The organism is bacterium (assembly GCA_026708055.1).
Lineage (GTDB): Bacteria > Actinomycetota > Acidimicrobiia > Acidimicrobiales > CATQHL01 > VXNF01.
This window is the reverse complement of sequence record JAPOVS010000056.1, coordinates 60478-82215: the sequence shown is the minus strand read 5'-3', so window position 1 is coordinate 82215 and position 21738 is coordinate 60478. Positions and strand designations below refer to the sequence as shown.

Here is a 21738-nt window from a genome sequence, read left to right as displayed (position 1 = left end):
GAGCCTCGGCGCGCAACACCTGCACACAGCCTAGGTGCTGAGCAATCCACTGGCAGCGCCGGTCGGGTGGCCGGGTCCTGGATTCCGGCCCCGGATCGAGTCCGGGGCAGGCTCTTCGCCGAAATGACGTCTCGGGGTGTCGGGAGCTTTGCCCAGCAGTCCCCTACGGGCAGGCCGCTCGCTCTCCAACCGCTCGCCGCCGGCACGGCACACGGTAACCTTCCGCTCCAGTCGCTCCCGGCGAGCGGACAGCTCCCGCCCGACGAAGAACCGCGCACAAGGACCCGACAGGTGACCGACGACTCCTCAAAGCCATGGGCCGTCCCCGAGCCGCTCGAGACCGTCGATGCCCGCATGGACGACGGCACGGTCATCACCGTCCGCCGCCACGGCAACCCCGACGGGCGGCGGCTCGTGCTGAGTCACGGCAACGGGCTCGCGATCGACCTCTACTACCCCTTCTGGTCGCTCCTCGCCGACGATTTCGACATCATCGTCCACGACCTTCGGAACCACGGCTGGAACAAGGTGGGCGATCTGCGGGATCACACGGTGCCAACGTTCGCGCGTGACCACGACAGCATCCTGGAGGCGATCGACGACCGCTTCGGGGAGAAGCCGAAGGCCGGTGTCCTCCATTCGGTCTCGGCTCTCGCAGCCCTGCTCTCTCCGACGAAAGGCAGCGGATACTCGGCGCTCGTGCTGTTCGACCCGCCCCTCTGCCAGCCGGGGAAGGGCCACTCCGAATTCGAAACGGCCGCCAAGCAGATCTCGGCGCTGACGCGGCGCCGCTCGCCGCGGTTCGCCACCAGCCAGGCCCTGATCGACCTCGTGCAGTTCATGCCGGCGTTCCGCGGCGCCGTGCCGGGGATAGCCGAACTGCTGGCCTCGACGACACTCCGTGAGGACTCCGAGGGGGACGGATTCGAGCTGCGTTGCCCGCGGGAGTACGAGGCGCAGATCGTCGACTACGCCAACGTCTACGCCGTGTCGGTGGACTTCACCGAGATCATGTGCCCCGTGAAGGTGATCGGCGCAGATCCGACTATCCCCTACTCGTACCTGCCCACCCTCGATCTCAGCGACATTCTGAGCGTCGACTACGACTTCCTGCCCGACGCGACCCACTTCCTGCAGCTGGAGAAACCCACCGAATGCGCCGCGATGCTGCGCGACTTTCTGGACCGGAGCCGCCGCTGTGCGGAGTGACCTGGCAGCGGGCGCCTCTCACACGGACTCCACCACCCGTCCATAGCGTTGGTGCGCAGCCTGAGGCGAAGTGCCCAGAATCTCGCCGATGCGCTGCCAGGTGACACCCTTGACGCGCGCCGCCCCGACCGCGTCGGCTACTTCTCTCTCGCCGCGGGCGCGCTCCAGAACCGCCTGCTCCAGCAGGAACTCCTCCACAGGCCGCTCGTCGGCGGCACAGGGCTCGTAGGCCTCCAACCGCGCCGCCACCTCATCGGCATGGTCGAGGATGTCTTGGATGGTTCGTGGCATTTTGTTCACTCCAGGTATCTGTTACGAGCTTGCATTGCATGCACGATGAAGTGGACGCCCTCACGCCGAGCGATCCCGACCTCAAGAAGCCGCGCTGCACGATCCGGGCCGATGACCATGACGACATCGTCCAGATCGAAGAGGCGAATCGGGTTGCGGTACGCATGCAGGATGTCCTCATCGGAGACGCCGTGCTTGCGGGCGCTCCCCAGAATCACCGGTTGCACCAGATCAGGTTACCTTGATGAAGGCGCGGGCGCCTGCGGGTGCCGCGCAGCCTACGTCGGGGACGCCCCTCGCCCCGATGCCGCTACCGTGGCTCACCTGTGAGTCTCGGATCGGCGGACCTGGCAGCGGGCGTGGCGGGTTCATGGGGCTGAGCGTCACGATTCTGGGCTGCTCGGGCTCCTACAGTGGCCCCGGCCTGGCCTGCACCGGCTACCTGGTGGAGTCCGACACCGCCCGGGTGTGGCTGGACGCCGGGCCCGGCACGCTGGCGAACCTCCAGCGCCACCGGTCGCTCACCGAGATCGACGCCATCGTCGTCACCCACGAGCACCCCGACCACTGGTTGGACCTGGCGATGGCCTTCATCGCCTGCCGCTACTTCCTGGACCGCGGGCCCATGCCCGTCTACGGGACCGCGGGCACGCACGCCCTGGCCATCGCCCTCGCCGGGGCGCACGATCTGTCGCCCACTCTGGACTGGCGCCTCATCAGCGACGGCGACAGGGTTGTCATCGGCGACCAGCGATGGCGGTTCTCCCGCACGGACCATCCTGTGGAGACCCTCGCCCCCCGGGTGGACAGCGGCGGGCGCTCCTTCGCCTTCTCCGCCGACACCGGCGAGGGCTGGTCGTTCGCCCGACTCGGCACCGGGATCGACCTGGGCCTGTGCGAGGCGACCTACCTGCACCGGGACCTCGTCCCGCCGTCGCCGCACCTGAGCGCCCGCCAAGCGGGGGCCATGGCGGCCGAGGCCGGCGTGAAACGGCTCCTGCTCACCCACCTGGCGCCCGGCTCCGACGCTCCGGCGTTCGGGCGGGAGGCCGCCGAGGCGTTCGGCGCCCCGGTGGAACTCGTCGACGTCGACCAGCGTTACGACGTCTGAGGGGAGCGACCGGGCACAGCCCCGCCGCGACCGTCGGGCTTCGACACCGACGGTGTGGGCGCTACAAGGTCTGAGCCCCGCGGCCAGGCGCGGCTCCTGCGGCTCGACCCTGTCGCGGCTCGCCGGCGTAGACCGGCACGTCGACGGGGGGCAGCGGCGTGTTGCCCAACAGCAGGTCGGCGGCCTTCTCGGCGATCATCATCACCGGGGCGTAGATGTTGCCGTTGGTGACCTTCGGCATGACCGAGGCGTCCACTGCGCTGAGAGCCTCGGTTCCCCACACGCCCATCGTCGCCGGATCCACCACCGCCATCTCGTCGCGGCCCAGGCGCGCCGTTCCCGAGGGGTGCAGCGCCGTCTCGGCGTCGCGGGCCACCCAGTCCAGGATGTCGGCGTCGCTCTGCACGTCGGGGCCGGGTGAGAGCTCGCCGGCGTTGTAGGGCGCGAAGGCCGGTCGGCTCATGATGGCGCGGGTGACGCGGACGGTCTCCAGCCACTCGCGGCGGTCCCGGGGCGTCGAGAGGTAGTTGAACAGGATCGCCGGGCGGGCCCGCGGGTCGGCCGAGCGGATCCGCACCCAGCCGCGCGAGTCGGAGTACATGGGGCCCACGTGCACCTGGTAGCCGTGGCCGCCGGTGGGCGAGGTGCCGTCGTAGCGGACCGCCAGCGGCAGGAAGTGGAACATAAGGTTGGGGTAGGACTCGTCGAGGTTGCTGCGCACGAACCCGCCGCCCTCGAAGTGGTTGGTGGCGCCCGGACCCCGGCGGAACAGCCACTGCAGGCCGATCCACGGGCGCCGCCGACGCCGCAGGTGCGGCTGCATCGACACCGGCAGCTTGGAGGCGTGCTGCACGTACACCTCGAGGTGGTCCTGCAGGTTCTCGCCGACGCCCGGCCGATCGGCAACGACCGGGATGCCCAGAGGCTCCAGGAGGCCGGCCGCACCGACGCCGGAGAGCTGCAGCAGCTGGACCGAACCGAACGCCCCGCCGCACAGGATCACCCGCCCGCCGCGCACGGTGCGCGTGCGGCCGCGCCGGCTGCACTCGACGCCGACGGCGCGGACGCCCTCGAAGACGACGCGGTTGATGTGCGTGCCGCACTCGACGGTGAGGTTCGGCCTCCCCAGCACGGGATGCAGGTAGGCCCGCGCCGCCGACAGCCGCCGCCCCCGGTGGATGTTGCGGTCGAAGGCGGCGAAGCCCTCCTGGCGGTAGCCGTTCAGGTCGGCGGTCAGTTCGTACCCGGCCTGCTGCACGGCCTCGAAGAAGGCTGCGAACAGCGGGCTCGCGGCGGGGCCCCGCTCCAGGACCAGCGGGCCGTCGCCGCCCCGGTAGTCGTCGGCGCCCGCCAGGCACGTCTCCATGCGCTTGAAGTACGGCAGGCAGTGGCGGTAGCTCCAGGACTCCATGCCGTCGGCGGCGGCCCAGCGGTCGTAGTCGGCCGGGTTGCCGCGCTGGAAGATCATCCCGTTGATGGAGCTCGAGCCGCCGAGGACCTTGCCCCGGGCGTGGTAGACGCGGCGGCCGCCCATGTGCGGCTCCGGCTCGGTCTCGAAGCGCCAGTCGTAGAAGCGGTTGCCGATGGGGAAGGACAGCGCCGCGGGCATGTGGATGAACACGTCCCAGCGCCAGTCGCGCCGCCCCGCCTCCAGGACGAGCACACGAGAACCGCGGTCGGCGCTCAAACGGTTGGCGAGTGCGCAGCCGGCCGAGCCGCCGCCCACGATGATGAAGTCGTACAACCAGTGCTCCCTGCCGAAGGGGCACGCCCGGCCCGGCGATCCCGTGCGGATCAGTCGGTGGCCACCGCCGACGGCGTGCCGTTCCCGCTGCGAGGGTACCGCGCCCCTCCCAGAGGGTCGGCGCGGGCGCCGGCGTCGCCGCGACCCTGGGCGCGAAGCGGGCGGCGGGCCGTCGCGGACTCCCGGCCGGAGCACCGGACGCGCTGCCCGGCGAAGAGCCGGCCGACCCTCACCGGCTGCGCGCCGCGGGTATGGCGGTACGTTGATCACCCGTGACGCGCCTGTACGACACGCTCCGCCGCGCCGTGGTCGAGTTGCGGCCCCGCACGCCGGGAGAGGTCTCGATCTACGTGTGCGGGCCGACGGTCTACGACGTGCCGCACCTGGGCCACGCCCGTACGGCGCTGACATACGACGTGTTGTGCCGCTACCTGCGCCGGCGGGGTCTCACCGTCCGGATGGTCAGCAACATCACCGACGTGGACGACAAGATCATCGCCCGGGCCGCCGAGGAGGGAAGCACCGAGGAACAGGTGGCGGCCCGCTTCACCGAGACCTACATCAGCGAGATGGGTGCCCTCGGCGTGGCGGAACCCGACGAGCGGCCCAGGGCGACCGGTCACATCACCGAGATGATCGAGTTCGTCGAGGAGTTGCTGCGCAAGGACGCGGCGTACGTCATCGACGGGGCCGGGGTGTACTTCGACGTCGACCGCTACCCCGACTACGGCCGGCTCCCCCATCGCCGAGTCGACGAACTCCGCGACAGCGCCGGCGCCAGGGTGGCGGTGGACGAGCGCAAGCGCGACCCGCTGGACTTCGCCCTCTGGAAGGCGGCCAAGCCCGGCGAACCCGCCTGGGAGGCGCCGTGGATGCGCGGCCGGCCCGGCTGGCACATCGAGTGCGTGGCCATGTCGCTGGGCATCCTCGGCGACGGCTTCGACATCCACGGGGGCGGGTCGGACCTGATCTTCCCGCACCACGAGAACGAGCGGGCCGAGGCGGAGGCCGCGGGTCACCGCTTCGCCGGGCTCTGGATGCACTCGGCGATGGTGAACGTCGCCGGCGAGAAGATGGCCAAGTCCGCCGGCAATTTCGCCACCCTGGCCGAGGTGCTGGCGACCCACGACCCGCGGGCACTGCGCCTGGCGATGCTGCAGGCCCACTACCGCTCGACGATGGAGATCGACGAGGCGGTGCTCGCCGGAGCGGCCGCCGGCATCGGCCGCCTCGACGCCTTCGCCCGGCGCGTCGGCGCGCTGGGCGACGTCGGCGGGACGGCGCCGACCGCTGCCGCCGAGGACGCCCGGAGCGCCTTCGTCGAGGCCATGGACAACGACATGGGCACTCCCGGCGCGGTGGCCGCGATCTTCGACCTGCTGCGCGCCGGCAACGTCTCCCTGGACGCCGGGAGGTCCACCGACGCGGCGGCCGCCCTGACGGCCGTGCGCGACCTCGCCGGCGCCCTCGGTCTCCATCCGGCGCCCCCGGAGGCCGCGGGCGCCCCCGGTGGGGACACGTCCGGCTCGACGGCGGGCGACGCGACGCCCGGCCGGCTGCCGCCCGGCCGCTCCGAGGACGGGGCGATACGGGAGGAGGCGGTGGAGGTGCAGCGGCGCGTCGCCGAGCGGCAGGCGGCGCGGGACGCGCGGGACTACGCCACCGCCGATCGGATCCGGCGCGAGCTGACCGAACTCGGCATCGAGCTCGAGGACACCCCGGACGGCACGGTCTGGCGCAGGGTCCGCTGAGCCGCGGGGCGCCGGGGCTCAGAGTTCGAGCGCGGCGGTGCAGTCGTCGCGGCGCAGCGGCGTTGTGAGGCTGTCGCAGAACTCCCGCCGCCCGGCGGCGTCGCCGAGGATGTGGGGGGCGTCGCGCAGCACCATCGCCCAGCAGCCCTCGGCCACTTCCGGGGGATGGTCGGCGTCGGCGATGGCGCACAGGTCGGCCGAGAACGCCGCGTTGGCGGCCTCGGTGAAGCGGCTCAGCGCCGCCCCCTGGAAGCAGTCGGTGAGGTGCTCGACGCTGTCGGCCAGTTCGCAGTGCGAGGCCGCGGTCACCGGGCTGTCGCGGTGCAGCGAACCGAGGTCGCGCCCCATGGACCACCAGCACGCCTCGTGGGCGTACGCGGGGGCCTCGAAGCAGAGATCAGCCACCTCGGGCGCCTCGTAGCCGAACCAGAACAGGTTGCTGGTCTGCCAGAAGTAGCAGCCCGGAACGTGGTGCTCGGGCAGGACGTCGCACGGGAAGTGCGGGCGGGCGCGGTCCAGGTACTCGGTGGTGTGGCCCATGCGCCCGCTCAGGCCGCCGACGCCGTTCTCCATGTGCGCGCCGCCATAGCAGGCGTCCCGGTCGGCGTAGGCGGGCATCAGGTCGCAGAGCTCCAGCGCCTCGGGCAGCTCGTAGCTGGTCCAGGCCAGCAGGCCGTGGCCCACGCCGTGGTAGCACTGGTGCACCTGGAAGGCGTTGCCGGCCGCCGAGCAGAGCACGGCCACGTCCTCGGCCAGGCGGGACGTGCCCCGCTCGGCGATGAGCGACTCGATGGTGCCGTGCAGCACCCCGGAGTGGCAGTCGTGGGCCCCGAGGCGGAACGCGGCGGCGCCGAAGTGCTCGTAGGCGACGTGGCCCACCTCGTGGGCGGCGGCGTGACAGTCCCGACCGGTGGCCAGCTCCACGGCCTTCAGCTCGGCCACCGCCGCCGCCGGCCCGTGCGCCAGCACGAACCGCTCCAGCGCCGCCGGGTCGTCCAGCAGCGCCTCGCCGCCGGCGCCCGGCGGCACCGGTTCGAAGCTCACCGCCGGCTCGGCCAGGTCCAGCGGGGCCAGCGCCTCGCTGGGGCCGCCGGCAGCCACGATGAGGCCGGTCTCGTCGGCCCGGATGTGGTTGTGGTAGCGCCAGTAGCCGTTGCGCCTGAAGGTGAACGCCCAGCTGCCGCCGGAGGGGATCGCCTCCCGGGGGTCGAACTCGGGGAGGATCTCGTGGCTGGGGTGGATGTTGGAGGCGGGCCAGGTGGGCGCGGCCGAGTCGTTCACGAACACCACCTCGTCGCCGGTGGCGATGTCGAGCCGCGCGGGCACGAAGGCGCCGTCGGCTGTGTAGCGCACCGTCCAGGTGGCCGGCGCGCCCGCCCCGTGCGTGTGGCTGAACCCGTCCGCGTGGGTGTGCGCCTCGCCGCTTCCGTCGGCGGGCCCCGGCGGCGGCGGGTCCCCGGCAGCGGCGGCCGGGCCGAGGCCGTCGCGGATCCGCTGCTGCGCGGCAGCCAGGGCGTCGCCGCCGGCTGCGGCGGCGCCTGCGGTCGCACCGTCCGCGGTCATCCCGGCGTCGAGCAGACCGCCGTGGGCGTGCACCGCACCGGCGTCGAGCCCGCCGGCATGCGCGTGGGCCGCCGCGGTGGCCGCTTCGTGGTCGTGGGCATGATCGGCATCGGCGGGGACCCGCCGGAGGTGGGCACCGTCGGCCTCGACGGCGCCGTCGTGGGCGTGCGGCGGGACGACGGGCGCGCCGGGCGCGCCGGCGGGCTCGGCTGGGGCCAGCATGAACGAGCCGTCCTCGCCGAGGGGGTCGGCCCCGGCCGCCGGGCCATCGGTCGCGCCGCAGGACACCGTCATGAACAGCGCCCCCAAGAGCAGCGCCGGCACCCGACGCTTCAACGCCCCCCGCTCGACCTCGCTCAGCACAACGGCCACCGCACGCCTGCCGCGCCGCTGGACCATGATCGCCTCCGATCACCGAACACCGCGACGAACACTACCCAAGCCCGCGACTCGCCGAACCGACCACTCGGGACGCTGGCAGCGAGAACGAGCGCCCCCATTCGATGCGCCGGCTAGCGGCCTCGAGTTCCTCCTCGGTGAACGGCCCGTGAATGGTCTCCGATTCGGCTACACTTGGAGAAGGCCCCTCGATGCGAGTCGATGGCGTGCGGCAATCCCGAGCCAGTCGGACAGATCTCGCCCGTCTTCCTCCGTTAGGGGGAGGGCGGGTTGCAGGGGAACTGGGCGAACCGTGTCCAAGTGTCAGAGGCGGTCAGTTGCAAGGGAACTGGGCGAACCGTGTCCAAGTGTTGGAGGCGGTCAGTTGATAGACCGTGCATGTGGTGTCGGACCCGCTCGTCGTCTGCTGGATGTACATGCCGCCGGTATAGGCAGCAGTCACACTGGAGGTGGCTGCGGTGTCCAGCCACACGTTCCGGTTGCCCCTGGTGCCAGGCGGGCCAGTGGGGCCCTGCGGGCCGGGCAGGCCGGCGGCACCCTGCGGGCCCGAATCGCTGGACCCCGGCGGGCCCATCAAACCTGCCTCGCCCGACGCCGCCGCCGGGGCGTCCGGCACCGCCGGGGCCTCGGCGTCCGTAAGCCCGCCAACCGCATCAACCACCACGGCCCGCCGCCGGGCGGTCCGGCACACCCTCGACTTCGCCGCCGAACCGCGCGCCGACGCGGCCCAATCTCCACGGCCCGCCGCCGGGGCGTCCGGCACCGCGGTCGACCTTCGAGGTCATTGACATATAGTCCTGACCATTGAAATATGAGAATAGAAGTTATCATACTATTTCATGATCAATGGCTCCGACAGTCGCGCCCCGGTTCGGCTAACCTTGGGCGCAGGGCCGGGGCGGCGACCGGGCCGCCGGCCCGGTGCGAGGGGAGGCGGACATGAGCCTGCTGGCCGAGATGGATCCCGATGTGGCGTACCCCGCCACCGCCAGCGTGCCTGACTCCGATCTGCACTCGCGGGTGCGGTTCTTGACCTACGGCGCCCTGCGCGAACACTACGCCGGCCGCGGCGACTGCTACGTGGGCCAGGACCTCAACATCTACTACCGGCGCGGCCACCCCCGCGCGGTGGCGGCCCCCGACGTGTTCGTCTGCTTCGGCGTGGACCCCGAATCGCTGCTGAACGTCGCCAGCTACCGGGTCTGGGAGGTGGGCGCGCCGCCGGCGTTCGTGCTGGAGATCGCCTCCAAGAAGACGTTCCCCGCCGACGTCGAAGTGAAGCCGCAGAAGTACCTGGACATGGGCGTGGAGGAGTACTGGCGCTTCGACCCCACCGGCGGCGAGTTCTTCTCCCCGATTCTGCAGGCCGAGCGCCGCGCCGACGACCGTTGGGCGCCCATTGCGGTGGATGTCGACGACGCTGGCCGCTTCATCGGCCACAGCCGCGCCCTCGGCCTGGACCTGCACGCCGAAACCCAACGCCTGCGCTTCCGCGACCCCACAACCGGCGACCCGCTCCTCGACCCCACCGAAATGCGCCAAGACCGCGACGCCGCCGTCGCCCGCGCCCAAGCCGCCGAGGCGGAACTGGCGGCGCTGCGGGCAGCGCTGAACAACCAGCCGTAAGAGGGCGTGCGGATAGGCTCTGAACAGGGGAGTTGCTGTCCTGGCACCGCGGTGCGAATCGCGCCGCCGGAGCCTGGATAGCGCCGCTTCCTCTTGGCCGACGGACGCCGGGCGGACATGGACTCCGGGCAGGTCTGGGCGGAGATCGACAGCGAGCGCGTTGTGACGGCCGTGGTCTTCGGCGACGACCATGCTCCCCCGCTCCTCGGCGCGTACACGCTGGAAGGCCTTGCGCTGGCGGTGGATCCGGTCGAACGGCGGCTGGTTCCCACCCACCTCATCATGTACTGAATCACGCGTAGGCTGGAGGTGTGCGTGTTGCAGCACCGCTCTCGGCGCCTTCGATGGCGGACGCGGCGCGCGCCGCGGCGGCGCTGGGCGTGGCGGGTGTGCCGGTCGTGTTGCTGTACGGGTCGGTGGCGCGTGGCACCCAGCGCGCCGACAGTGACATCGACCTGGTGGCGATGTTCGATGATCTGAATTATGCGGAGCGGTGGCGTCGCAAGGCGGAGTTGGGAGTGTTGGCGTCGCAGGCGGCGGGCCGGCCGGTGCAGGTGCGGGTCACCGACCGTCCTGAGTGGCAGCGTCGCAGCCGCGGGATGCGCACGTCCTTCGAGGCGGGCATCGTCGGCGACGTGGTCGTGTTGCGTGACCGACCGGCGACCGGTGTGAACTGGCACAAGGAGATCGGTATGCCCACCAGCGACTTCGGCGAAGCCGTCCGTTCTTTGGGCAACACGAACAAGGCCCTGCACGATGTGCGCGCCAAACTCGAACCCGACGTGAACGAGCGGGAGGCGCTCGCGGGGCGAGACGCTTTACACTACCTCGTTGCGGTTGCCGACCGTCTGCGAGGCGTCTGCGCCGACTCACATCTGGCGATGGAGAACGCGTTGAAGTCGCTGGTCCACGCGTACTGCGAGGAGCCGCCGGGGCGCACGCACCGCCTGGACGGGCTGGTGGCGAGGCTTCCGGAGTGGCTCGAACCGGCGGCGGTCGCCGCGCTGGGGGACCTGAATGCGCCCGCGGTTGTCGAGTGGCGCGAGCGGGGCGCCTATCCGGGGGATTTTCCTGACTTGACGTTGGATGAGTTGGCGCGCACAGCGCACGCCCTCGCCGCGGCGGCGTGCGCGTTGGGGAGGCTCGCGGCCGAACACGTCACCGCCGCCGGAGCGGCTGTCGTCTCCCCCGACCCGGGGACGCCGCGCCCCGCCGCCTGGGAGGCGAGTCGGGCGGCCCACCTGACAGCGGCCATCGAGCAGGCCATCGCCGGCTGGGATCTCGCACAGGAGACGCCGGCCGCGCAGATGGGAATACCCGCGCCGCCGGAGCCGTCGGAGTCGTTGCGGCCGGACGGGGGCGACGCCGCACCGGAGGGCGCGGGCCCGTCTGTGTGAATCAGGAGACCGACGAGTGTCAACGGAGCCGGAGTCCACGAGCCCGGAGTCGACCAACCCGGAGTCAACGGAGCCGGAGTCAACGAGGCCGGAGTCGACCAACCCGTCCCGGACCCGCTCCACGCTGATCGCGCTGGGGCTGGCCGGCCTGGCCGGTTGGGCGTTGGTGATGTTCCTGCTGCTGCGACCCGCCACCGACGCCGCCGCGGCCGGCGACCAACCGCATCCCGAGACGGCCGCCGAGGTTGCCGAACCGCTGGCGGCCACTGCCGACGCATCCCACAGCCACGACCACAGCACGGCACCCGCGGCGACAGCCGCGGCCATCGCTGCGCCCGCCATAGGCGAGACCCACACCCACCGACACAGCCACGAGCACACCCACGTGCAGACCGACGAGGCCGGCGGGACCGTCACCGTCATCCACACCCACAGCCACGAACACACCCACAGCCACCCCGGAGGCCACGACGGCGCCGAGGCGGCCGGCGCGCCGGACGTCGCGGGGACCGCCACCGCAGCGTCCGCGCCGGGCCCCGAGGGGCCCGCGGCGGCGACCGCACCCGACGTCGGCGAGCTCCACACCCACGACGACGGCACCGCCCACACCCACGGGGCCGGCGCGCCGAGCACCTGGACGGTCCGCTACACCCCCGACGGGGCCTTCGTGCCCGAGCGGCTCGACATCGCCACCGGCGACGAGGTGGTGTTCGTGAACGACTCGGCGGTGCCGACCTGGCCCGCCTCGAACATCCATCCCACCCACGAGATCCTGCCGGAGTTCGACCCCCTCGAGGCCATAGCGCCCGGGGGGAGCTGGGCGTTCACGTTCCGGCGCAACGGCTACTGGCGCTACCACAACCACATCGACGCGGCCGAGACCGGTCTGATCGTGGCCACCGGCGGCCCCACCGAGGCGCTCGAGCCGCTGCAGGCCTCGACCGGGGACATCCGGTTCCCGCCGGCGCCGCCGGGAGCGGGCGGCGAGGCGCTCTTCGACGACGCCGGCGCCCTGGAGGACTACGTGGCCGCCTACGGGCCGGCCGCGGCGGTGGCCGACCTGAAGGCCACCGAGATCGAGACCGGGCGCTACTGCCACGACGCCGCCCACGAGGCGGGGCGCATCGCCTACGAGCACTTCGGGGCGGCGGCCTTCGTCCTGTCGGGCCACGAATGCCAGGCGGGCGCCCTGCACGGCAGCACCGAGGCCCTCTTCGCCGATCGTGGCACCTCCCGGCTGGCCTCCGACGTGGCCGCGCTGTGCTCGATCACGAACCGGTTCGTGCGCCACCAGTGCCACCACGGCGTCGGCCACGGCCTCATGGCCTGGACCAGCTACGAGATCCACGAGGCGCTGGAGCTCTGCGACGTCCTCGAAGGCGCCGAGGTAGGCAGCGAGGACAGGTCGTCGTGCTATTCGGGCATCTTCATGGAGAACGTGGTGGGCGGGCTGTCGGGCGCCATGGGCCATATCACCGAGTACCTGCGCCCCGACGACCCGCACTACCCGTGCGACGTGGTGGCCGAGCGCTACCGGGCCGACTGCTACTACTACCAGACCTCGCACATGTGGCAGGTGTTCGGCGGCGACATGTCCAAGGTGGCCGCCGAGTGCGCCACCCTCAGCGACGAGGCCCGCCGGCTGTGCTTCTCCTCCTACGGCCGCGACGTGGGCAACCAGACCCGCGGCGACCCCGCCGGGGCGGTGGAACTCTGCGGCCACGCCCCCGCCGGCGCTGACCGCATCGAGTGCCTCACCGGCGCCGCCCAGGACCGCTTCTGGGAGACCACCGGCGCCGACGAGGCCATCACCATGTGCTCGCTGCTGCGCGACGGCGAGGAGGCCACCGCCTGCTGGTGGGAGATCATCTACCGGGCCGGCGACGTGTTCTCCGACGACGCCGGCCGCCGCGGCTTCTGCGCCCGCCTGCCCGAGGACTACCGGACCCTCTGCGGCGAAGCCATCCCCACCTGACCCGCACCCGAGCCCCGGCCACGCCGCCCCGACGCCCCGAGGTGGGGCAACCCACGCTGCCCCGCAACCACCCCGCCCACCGTCCGGGGCGTCGTGCCACACGATCTACAACTCGACACCTACTGCTTGCCGATCGAGCCCAGTACGGTGTAAGCGACATCGCCCGCTGCTTGCATTGAGAAGTCCGCGGGCCAATCAGCAACCAACTTCTCGATGTCGCTCCTGAAGTCCTGGTTCACCAGTTTCGCGTCGAGGTTTGCGGTCGCCCGGGCGACCGTCCAGCCGTCGGGGCGGTAGGAATCGAAGCATGCGGCTATGTCGGCCGGCCGTGCCCCCGCTCGTCTGACACCAAGCCATAGGTCGAAGAGGTCCCTTCCTTTCGCCCGTTGGAACAACGCTCTGACCTTGGTGGCGATCAGTTCTTCCAGTGCGAACGTCGGCACGTCCGCGGCGCCCGAGAACCAGGGGCTGTCGACGTTGAGTGTCCTCTGCACCGTCGGCCGTGCGGGCGAGCGCTCGAACGTGTTCAACTCGATCTTGATCCGCATCCGCCCTCCCCCCGCGAAGGTGGAGTCGAGTCGCATCCTCGGGTACCGGCGCACGTCAGTCCGCACGCGGTCGAATCCGACGGTTGCAGCCACCTCGCGCAGCGCGTCGAGGGTCTGCCCGACGCCGCCGGCGGTCCGTCGGACATAGCCGAGGTCCTCGCTGTAGCGCCATGGCCGGTCCAGCCACACCTTGTGGAGACAGGTGCCACCTCGAAAGACGAGTTCGTTGCGCAGCAAGGGATGGTTGGCGATCTCGATGATCAGCCGTGAGAGCACGAGATCCTGCTCGATCTGTTCGAGTGTCGGCCACGGCGCGTGTCGTTGCCAGTGCGCGATGTCGGCTTCGGTGATCACAGATCGTGCTCGATCCTCGTGTTCGCCACGACATGCCACCGCGGGTCGTGATGGCCGCCGCCGGCCGGCGAGAGCGGCCGATAGCGGCTGCGGGCGACGAGCGCTCGGAGAGGCGCAGTGTCGAGTTCAGCACCGACCTCGGTGGCCATCGAGTCGACAATGTATCCGGCCCGTTGTGTGACCGCGGCCGGATAGGCGGCGCCGACCGATGCCAGCTTGTGCGGGTCGAGGATGCCGTCGATGAGGAAGTCGCCGATGACGGTCGCGACGTTGGACAGACCTGCACCGTCGTTCGGTGACTCCACAAGGTCGAAGACGGTCACTTCCGGCGTTGACACCCAGATCCGGCCCGTCGGGACGTTGTGCTGCAAGCGTGGACGCTGCCCGGCTGCCGCACGCTGGATGAACTGGAACCGACCGCGCCCGATCCGCCGTTCCCGCAGTCGGGCCGGCGTCACCACCTGAAACACCATCGGCGCCTGGTGGGACGCCCCGTGGACGGCTGCCGCGGAAAGGAAGCCGACATAGTACGGATGGCCGAGGTGCTCCATCAGCTGATGGACGAAGTGGCTGGGTGGCGGGGCGGCGGCGGCGCGATATTCGGCGGGCACGGGCACCCAGCCTCCTTTGGTGACCGAGATCACCTTGCCCGCCTCGCGGGCGCGCTCGAGACTCGCCGGGACCGACGTTGCATCGACTCCGAGGATCTCGGCCACCTCCGTCGTCGTCACGAAGTGCCGCCCGCGGCTGATCAGCCAATCGGCAAGCTCCCTCGGGGGGACTTTCTCTCGGATCATGCCGTCTATCGTATCACACCTCGGCATAATGCCGTTGTTTGATGCGTTGGACGACAGTCTGCCCGCCGACAAAGCCATCTGGTGGGAGATCATCTACCGGGCCGGCGACGTGTTCTCCGACGACGCCGGCCGCCGCGGCTTCTGCGCCCGCCTGCCCGAGGGCTACCGGACCCTCTGCAGCGAAGCCATCCCCACCTGACCCCCACCCGAGCCGACGGCCACGCCTACCAACGAGCCGACGGCGCGTGCGTGGTGCCGATCTCGACCCTCGGCTCCTGAGCCCGGATCCGCCGCGAGCCCGGCGACGCCATCGCCGGGGGCGGCGGGGCGGTACCGTGAGGGCGGTGATTCGCCGGTACGACAGGCTCGGTGGCCCAGCGGTCGGACCGCGGCTCGGAACGCCGACGGGCACCGTCGGGCGCGGGGTCCGCTGAGGGCACCCGTGCGAGACCTGCTCGCCACCGTCGCCCGCGTCGGCGCCGACATCGCGGCCGGTTGCAGCGACCCCGTCGAGGCCCGGCTGCGGCGGGCGCTGCACGGCCCGCTGGGGGCGGTCCGACGGGTCGAGCGCCTCGAGGAGGGCTCGCACACCACGCGGCACCTCAGGGCCGACGTACACCTCGCCGACGGCCGGCGGCGCTCGGTGTTCGTGAAGACGCCCTCCACCAGCCCGCTGACGCGCCTGGTCACCGAGGCGGCCGGCCTCACCGCCGGCGAGGTGCGCTTCTACCGGACACTGGCGGCGACCGTGCCCGTGCGGGTGCCGGAATGCCTCCACGCCCGCCACGACGGCACCCGCTTCATGCTCGTGCTGGAGGACCTCACCGGCCGGGCGCGCCTGGCGGCATCGGGTGACGCCTGCACGGCGCGCCAGGCGCTGACGGTCGTCGACGCGCTCGCCGACCTGCACGCCTACGGCTGGGATCGCCCCCGGCGCGGCTCGGCCAGCGGCTGGCTGCCGGCGCAGGCCGACCGGGAGCGCTCCCTGGGGAGGTGGCTGCGGCTCCCGCTGGTGCGACGCGGGCTGGAGCTGGCGGGCGGGCAGGTCCCGGCGCCGGTGGCCGCCGCGGCGCTCCGGTGCGCCCGTCACTACAGGGCCGCCGACGAGAGCCTCACCGGTCCGCCGCACACGCTCATCCACAACGACTGCCACCTGGGGAACCTGGCGTTCGACGCCGAGGACCGCCCGGTCTTCCTGGACTGGCAGATGGTGCGAGCCGGGCAGTGGGCGCGCGACATGGCCTATTTCTGCGCGCTGGCGCTGGCGCCCGACGACCGCCGCTCGGCGGAGGATCTGCTGCTGGACCGTTACCGGCGCCGGCTGCGCGCCGCCGGGGGGCCCCGCCTGGACCTGGGCGAGGCCCGCGACGCCTACCGGCGCCACGCCGCCTACGCGCTCGAGGCGGTCGTCGTCACGCTGGCCCTCGGCGCCGCGCCCCGCACGGTCATCGACACCTGGCTGGGGAGGGCCGCGGCGGCCGTCGAGGATCTCGAATCGTTCGAGGCCCTGGGTCTCCCCGCCTGATCCGATCGGGGCCAGAGGGGGCACGGCCGGGACGCCGGGAGACGCGGGGCAACGCTTCCGAGCACCCGTTCCGGCGTCCCGGCTAAGGCCCGAACCCTGGTCAGCGGCTTCGCCGCTGCCGCGGGCGGATTGCTCGCCGGCCCGCAGGCGTCGACGGCGAACGATGTCGGGCGGCCGCAGCGTCGACCGGGTGGCACAATGCGGGCGGTCCGCGCCGCGCGGAGGGAGGTGCAGGGGTGCACAACGTTCTCGAGGGTCTCCGGGTGGTGGAGGGCGCCGCCTTCGTGGCCGCACCCTCGGCAGGGATGACACTCGCCCAACTGGGCGCCGACGTGATCCGCTTCGACCCCATCGGCGGCGGCATCGACCGCCGCCGCTGGCCGCTGTCCCCCGGCGGCGCCAGCCTCTACTGGGCCGGGCTCAACAAGGGCAAGCGGTCGCTGCAGGCAGACGTGCGCTCCGAGGCCGGCCGCGAGCTGCTGGGCGAGTTGATCTGCGCGCCCGGCGCCGGGGCGGGCATCTTCCTCACGAACTTCCCGGCGGCGGGCTGGATGGGCTACGAGGCGCTGCGGTCGCGCCGGGATGACCTCATCATGCTCGCAATCACCGGCAACCACGACGGCACCGGTGCGGTGGACTACACGGTGAACTGCGCCGTGGGCTACCCGATGGTCACGGGGCACGCCCCCAGCGGACCCGACGGCGAGGGGGCCGGCGAAGGAGTCGGCGCGGACGGGCACCGGCCGGTGAACCACGTCCTGCCGGCGTGGGACGTGATCTGCGGCCAGACCGCCGCGCTGGGCCTGCTGGCCGCCGAGCGCCACCGCGCCCGGACCGGCGAGGGCCAACTCGTCACGCTGGCGCTCTCCGACGTGGCGCTCGGGGCGGTGACGGCACTGGGCCACGTGGCCGAGGCGCAGATCCTGGGCAGCGAGCGCCCCCGTCTCGGCAACGACCTCTACGGCGCCCTGGGCCGGGACTTCCGCTGCGCCGACGGCCAGCGGGTGATCGCCGTGGCGATCAGCCCCAAGCAGTGGCAGGCGCTGTGCGCCGCATGCGAGATGGCCGACGCGATGGCTGACCTGGAGTCGGAGACCGGGCTCGACCTGGCGCGCTCGGAAGGTGACCGCTTCCTGGCACGCCGGGAGATATTCGACGTGATCGAGGACTGGTGCGCCCGGCTGACCTTCGCCGAGGTGGCCGAGGCCTTCGACCGCCACGGCGTGTGCTGGGGTCCCTACCAGACCTTCCGGCAGTTGGTGGCCGACGACGCCCGCTGCTCGGTCGCCAACCCGCTGTTCGCGCCCGTGACCCATCCCGGCATCGGCACCGTGCTGGAGGCCCGGTCGCCGCTGCGGTTCGGCGGGCCGGCACTCGACGACCCGGCGCCCGCGCCCCGTCTCGGTCAGCACACCGACGAGATCCTGGCCGAGTGCCTCGGGCTGTCGGGCGCCGAGATCGGCCGGCTGCACGACGCCGGAATCGTCGCCGGACCCGACGCATAGAGCGTCAACGGACCGGTGCCCGTCGATCGAAGAAGGGAGCGGCCATGACCGCACGCATCGGAGTCATCGGCACGGGCTGGTGGGCGACGCGGGCGCACCTCCCCGCCATCGCCGCGAACCCCGAGGCCGAACTGGTCGCCATCGCCGACCCCGACGAGGCGAACCGGAGCCGCGCCGCCGAGGTGTTCGGCCCGCCCGCCACGTACGGCGACCACCGGGACATGCTCCGGGCGGAGCGGCTCGACGGCGTGGTCGTGGCGGTGCCGCACACCCGGCACTTCGAGATCGCCCGCGACGCCCTGCAGGCAGGTCTGCACGTCCTGGTGGAGAAGCCGATGGTGCTGCGCAGCGACCACGCCCGCGAACTGCTCAGCACCGCCGCCGAGCGCGGCCGGGAGATCATCGTGGGCTATCCGTGGCACTACAACGAGCAGGCCGACCGGGCGCGCGACTGGATCGCCTCCGGCGCCATCGGGGACCTCCTCTATGTGCACTCGCTGTTCGCCTCCATCGTCTGGGAGCTGTACCGGGGCGACGTGGAGCTGGTCGCCGGCGAGATGGGCTACACGGTCAACCCCACCGGGCGGGACACGTACAGCGATCCGGCGCTGTCCGGCGGCGGGCAAGGGGTCACCCAGATCACCCACTCCGGCGCGCTGCTGCTGCACATGACCGGGCTCGAGCCCGCCGAGGTGTTCGCGCTGATGCACAACCACGACCTGCGGGTGGACCTCGTCTGCGCCCTCAGCGTGCGCTTCGAGGGGGGCTGCCTGGGCGCCGTCGGCTCCACCGGCTCGACGGTGCGCACCCAGGAGGAGGTGCTGGAGTACCGCCTCTACGGCACCGGCGGCCACATCCTCTTCGACGTGATGAACGAGCAACTCGTGATGTACCGGGCGGACGGCTCGATCACCGAGAGCCCCCCGTGCCCGCCCGCGCCCGCCGGCCGTGACTACTCCACGAGCTACCCCGAGGAGGGCCCGCTCGACAACCTGGTCGAGGTCATCGGCGGTGGCACCAACCGCTCCCCCGGCCGCCTCGGCGCCCGCGTCGTGGCCATGCTCGAAGCCGCCTACGCCTCAGCCGCCGAAGGCAGACCCCGACCGGTCGCACCCACCGACCCACCGCAGGCCGCGGACAGGTGACCGCCGCGAACCGACAGGTGCCGGTGCTGTCGCAGGTCCCCGCCCGATCACGCGGCACCCGCAGGTCAACCTCGTCGACTCCGGTCTTGACCCGCTCGGGCGCCGAACCGTTGCGCGAGTTCGGTGCCTCGCGGCCCTCCAGAACGTCACGCGTATGGCCGAGATGCTCGGCCGTCCTGACCTCCGCATCGTGCCCCGGGGCGCGGTGGCCCCTGCGGCCTCCACGACGGCCGGCTAGAGGTTGAGTCCGGTGTCCGCGGCGACGCCGAGGCGGACATCGCGGGCGGTGATCTCCTCGCCGAGCTCGCGGCAGCGGGCCACAGCGTCGTCAAGGACGGGGCCGGAGGGGAGTTCCTGTTGCAGGCGAGTGGCCAGAACTTCGGCAACTATGGGCGCCATGGCGGCGTAGGTCGGCGCGAGCCGGTCGGCGATCTCGCCTTCGACGGTGATGTCTGTGGGGTAGGTGCCCCGGGCCCGCCACTGCGACAGCGTCGTCAGGTCGACGCTCAGGCCGTCGAAGACGGCGCTCACCTCGGCGACGGCCGGGGCGGGGACGAGCTTGAGGCACTTCCTGATGTTGTGCCTGGCGTCGCGGAGTTCCTTCTCGGTCGGGGTGGGGGTCTTCAGGAGAACGGCCAGGGTCTTCAGGCTGGTCTCGACGGTGAGCGCGGCGTGTGTGCAGATCCGCACCATCCGCTCCAGGCGGTGGCGTTCGCGCGTTGCGACATCCCGGCGTGGATCCGCCTCTTTGGGCGCTCGGAGGGTCGACAGGGCGAGGTCCTCCAACCTCGGGAGGACCCAGTGGTCGAACTGGCGGAGGGCCTCTTGCGCGTCGCTCATGGGCAGCACCATCTCCTTGTCCCAGTCGACGAGGCCGCGTTCGCTTGCGGTGGCGATGACGACGGCGCCGCCGGCGACGCGGCTCTCGAACGACGCCGGTACCCGCTTGACGCGGGCGCGCCACTCGGGTCGGTCCGTGACGTGCACTTGCACCGACCAGGGCACGACCTCGCCGGCGGCGGCCTCCAACTCGAGCCGGCGAGCATGGCGCTGCGCGTAGTCCAGATCGGCGAAGATCGCCACCAGGTCGATGTCGCTGTAGGGGCGGGCCTCGTCGCGGGCCACCGACCCGACCAGCAGCACCTCCTCGGCGCCGGCGGCGATCAACGCGGCGCCCGCGACGACAGCGTCATCCCGTGTCGGCGTTCCCGTCGGCGCCACCACCGTCATGACCGGAGCCTAGGTGATCGGCCGGCTCGACGAGGGGGCCTCTGACGGGCCCTGGCCCCAAAGACCCTGTCGCAGGACCGGCCGTTACTAGCATCCGCATCGTGGACTTGGACGCTCAAGGCCCGACATCGGCCGGGAGCGGCCCGAAGTCCGCCGACCGCCGGGGCGCCGACGGGCCGCGCTTGGTGGTGCAGATCGCTGCGAGCGACCTCAGCGACGTGCTGACCGATCGGGGCAGGGTCCTGAAGCAGCGGATGGCGCTGCCGGTGCTAATCGCCGCGCTGGGGGTGATTCCGCTGCTGATCCTCGAGGAGTGGATTCTCCCCGACAGTGATTCGTCCTGGCCGGCGGCCGCCAACTGGGCCATCTGGGCCGCCTTCACCGTCGAGACTGAGCGACGCCCTCAAGGGCTAACGCATGAGGTAGCGGTCGATCACCTCTTGGTTGACGGTGAGACCCCACCCCGGCCCGGTGGGGACGGGAACCCAGCCGCCCTCCTGCTCGATGGGCTCGGCCACCAGCTCGTACTGCATGGGTGACGGGTTGGGCTTGAGCTCGAAGACCACACCGTTGTCGAAACTGGCGTAGAGGTTCGCCGCCGCGGCGGTGTTGATGGCGCTCGACCAGGAGTGCGGCGTGAAGCGCACGCTGTGGGCGTCGGCGAACTCGACGATCTTGCGGAACCCGGTGACGCCCTCGGCCTTGCCGGGATCGGGCATGACGATGTCGGCCGCGCCCAGTTCGATGAGCTCCTTGAAAGCCCGCAGCGTCCATTCCTTCTCCCCGGTGGCGACCGGCGTGCGGATGGCCTGCCGGAGGCGGACGTAGCCCTGTATGTCGTCCTGCGGCAGCGGCTCCTCGATCCAGTAGAGGTTGTACGGCTCGAAGGCCCGCGCCATGGCGATGGCGTGCGACGGCGTCCAGCGCACATGCGTGCCCACGTCCACGATCACGTCGATGTCGGGGCCGACGGCCTCGCGGATGGTCGACACGACTGCCAGATCCCGCTTCGGGTCGCGCCCGAAGCACGTCTCGGGACTCTTGCCCCAGCCTCCCTTGACGGCGGTGTAGCCGCGGGAGGCGTAGTCGGCGAACTCCTGAGCCGTGGCGTCGAGGTCCTCGGTGTCGAAGATGACGCTGGCGCAGGCCCGCATCCGGTCCATGCGCTTGCCGCCGAGCAGCTCATACACCGGCACGTCCAGGAGCCGCCCCTTCAGGTCCCAGAGGGCCATGTCCACGGCGCTGATGGCGAAGCTGGCGATGCCGCCGTTGCCGTACCACCAGCTGCGGTCCCGCATGGCCTGCCAGAGGCGCTCGACGTCACGGGCGTCCTCGCCGATCAGCAGCGGGGCGAAACCCTCCTCGACGACGACCCTCGTGGCCAGGGCGGCCTCGGGGAACTGGGCGATGCACTCCCCCCAACCCACCGCACCGTCGGCGCTCGTGACCCTGGCGATGGTGACGTAGCGGCTCTTGTCGCTGTCGTGGGGCTCGGGATAGTGCAGCGGGAATGCCTCGACGGCCTTGATGCGCATGGGCGAACCCTACGCGCGCCGCGCCCCGTGCCC

The 21738-nt window shown here is 71.8% G+C and carries 20 protein-coding genes; 11 read left to right on the top strand and 9 right to left on the bottom strand.

The genetic code is table 11. From position 1 onward, the window contains the following. Window positions 1-291: 291 nt before the first annotated feature. Window positions 292-1209, top strand: a complete 918-nt coding sequence (locus tag OXG55_12790) for an alpha/beta hydrolase (GenBank protein MCY4104115.1) — start codon at window positions 292-294, stop codon at window positions 1207-1209. 18 nt (window positions 1210-1227) lie between these two features. On the opposite strand, the gene OXG55_12785 is transcribed toward OXG55_12790, so the two are convergent. Both OXG55_12785 and OXG55_12780 read right to left on the bottom strand, forming a co-directional pair. Then, on the bottom strand, window positions 1228-1500 hold the full coding sequence (locus OXG55_12785) for a hypothetical protein (GenBank protein ID MCY4104114.1): 273 nt from the start codon (window positions 1498-1500) through the stop codon (window positions 1228-1230). A 5-nt stretch (window positions 1501-1505) separates the two neighbouring features. Further along, window positions 1506-1730: a hypothetical protein gene (locus OXG55_12780; GenBank protein ID MCY4104113.1), complete on the bottom strand. Its 225-nt coding sequence runs from the start codon at window positions 1728-1730 to the stop codon at window positions 1506-1508. A 140-nt stretch (window positions 1731-1870) separates the two neighbouring features. Here OXG55_12780 and OXG55_12775 point away from each other — a divergent pair, with 140 nt between their 5' ends. Next, window positions 1871-2611: an MBL fold metallo-hydrolase gene (locus OXG55_12775; GenBank protein ID MCY4104112.1), complete on the top strand. Its 741-nt coding sequence runs from the start codon at window positions 1871-1873 to the stop codon at window positions 2609-2611. A 61-nt stretch (window positions 2612-2672) separates the two neighbouring features. On the opposite strand, the gene betA is transcribed toward OXG55_12775, so the two are convergent. Beyond that, on the bottom strand, window positions 2673-4355 hold the full coding sequence (betA, locus tag OXG55_12770) for a choline dehydrogenase (GenBank protein ID MCY4104111.1): 1683 nt from the start codon (window positions 4353-4355) through the stop codon (window positions 2673-2675). Between the two features lie 272 nt (window positions 4356-4627). Here betA and cysS point away from each other — a divergent pair, with 272 nt between their 5' ends. After that, on the top strand, window positions 4628-6106 hold the full coding sequence (gene cysS / locus OXG55_12765) for a cysteine--tRNA ligase (GenBank protein ID MCY4104110.1): 1479 nt from the start codon (window positions 4628-4630) through the stop codon (window positions 6104-6106). An 18-nt stretch (window positions 6107-6124) separates the two neighbouring features. Here the strand turns inward: cysS and OXG55_12760 are convergent, their stop codons facing one another. Next, window positions 6125-8068, bottom strand: coding sequence for a hypothetical protein (locus tag OXG55_12760; protein ID MCY4104109.1), 1944 nt, complete (start codon window positions 8066-8068; stop codon window positions 6125-6127). A 939-nt stretch (window positions 8069-9007) separates the two neighbouring features. Between OXG55_12760 and OXG55_12755 the strand changes: the two genes are divergently transcribed. From OXG55_12755 to OXG55_12740, 4 genes are all read left to right on the top strand, one after another. After that, the gene (locus OXG55_12755) at window positions 9008-9694 is read left to right on the top strand and encodes a Uma2 family endonuclease (protein MCY4104108.1); all 687 of its coding nucleotides are present in this window, start codon (window positions 9008-9010) and stop codon (window positions 9692-9694) included. Between the two features lie 93 nt (window positions 9695-9787). Next, the gene (locus tag OXG55_12750; GenBank protein MCY4104107.1) at window positions 9788-9985 is read left to right on the top strand and encodes a hypothetical protein; all 198 of its coding nucleotides are present in this window, start codon (window positions 9788-9790) and stop codon (window positions 9983-9985) included. Between the two features lie 20 nt (window positions 9986-10005). Continuing rightward, complete coding sequence (locus OXG55_12745) at window positions 10006-11091, top strand: nucleotidyltransferase domain-containing protein (GenBank protein ID MCY4104106.1); 1086 nt, start codon at window positions 10006-10008, stop codon at window positions 11089-11091. Between the two features lie 16 nt (window positions 11092-11107). Further along, window positions 11108-13066, top strand: a complete 1959-nt coding sequence (locus tag OXG55_12740) for a hypothetical protein (protein ID MCY4104105.1) — start codon at window positions 11108-11110, stop codon at window positions 13064-13066. A gap of 119 nt (window positions 13067-13185) precedes the next feature. On the opposite strand, the gene OXG55_12735 is transcribed toward OXG55_12740, so the two are convergent. After that, entirely contained in the window at window positions 13186-13968 is a 783-nt protein-coding gene (locus OXG55_12735) for a nucleotidyl transferase AbiEii/AbiGii toxin family protein (protein ID MCY4104104.1), read from the bottom strand. Beyond that, on the bottom strand, window positions 13965-14843 hold the full coding sequence (locus tag OXG55_12730; protein ID MCY4104103.1) for a hypothetical protein: 879 nt from the start codon (window positions 14841-14843) through the stop codon (window positions 13965-13967). The genes OXG55_12735 and OXG55_12730 overlap by 4 nt, the downstream gene beginning before the upstream one ends. Here OXG55_12730 and OXG55_12725 point away from each other — a divergent pair. From OXG55_12725 to OXG55_12710, 4 genes are all read left to right on the top strand, one after another. Then, on the top strand, window positions 14812-14964 hold the full coding sequence (locus OXG55_12725; GenBank protein MCY4104102.1) for a hypothetical protein: 153 nt from the start codon (window positions 14812-14814) through the stop codon (window positions 14962-14964). The genes OXG55_12730 and OXG55_12725 overlap by 32 nt on opposite strands. 243 nt (window positions 14965-15207) lie before the next feature. Beyond that, window positions 15208-16290: an aminoglycoside phosphotransferase family protein gene (locus tag OXG55_12720; GenBank protein MCY4104101.1), complete on the top strand. Its 1083-nt coding sequence runs from the start codon at window positions 15208-15210 to the stop codon at window positions 16288-16290. A gap of 236 nt (window positions 16291-16526) precedes the next feature. Further along, on the top strand, window positions 16527-17795 hold the full coding sequence (locus OXG55_12715) for a CoA transferase (GenBank protein ID MCY4104100.1): 1269 nt from the start codon (window positions 16527-16529) through the stop codon (window positions 17793-17795). Between the two features lie 44 nt (window positions 17796-17839). Continuing rightward, window positions 17840-18940, top strand: coding sequence for a Gfo/Idh/MocA family oxidoreductase (locus tag OXG55_12710; protein MCY4104099.1), 1101 nt, complete (start codon window positions 17840-17842; stop codon window positions 18938-18940). 234 nt (window positions 18941-19174) lie between these two features. Here the strand turns inward: OXG55_12710 and OXG55_12705 are convergent, their stop codons facing one another. The 3 genes from OXG55_12705 to OXG55_12695 form a co-directional block, all read right to left on the bottom strand. Further along, window positions 19175-20170, bottom strand: a complete 996-nt coding sequence (locus tag OXG55_12705; GenBank protein ID MCY4104098.1) for a nucleotidyltransferase domain-containing protein — start codon at window positions 20168-20170, stop codon at window positions 19175-19177. 115 nt (window positions 20171-20285) lie between these two features. Next, window positions 20286-20537 carry a hypothetical protein gene (locus OXG55_12700; GenBank protein MCY4104097.1) on the bottom strand — a complete coding sequence of 84 codons (252 nt, stop codon included), beginning with the start codon at window positions 20535-20537 and terminating at the stop codon, window positions 20286-20288. A gap of 43 nt (window positions 20538-20580) precedes the next feature. Further along, window positions 20581-21705 (bottom strand): mandelate racemase/muconate lactonizing enzyme family protein, encoded by a 1125-nt coding sequence (locus tag OXG55_12695; protein ID MCY4104096.1) that lies wholly within the window; start codon window positions 21703-21705, stop codon window positions 20581-20583. Window positions 21706-21738 lie beyond the last annotated feature (33 nt).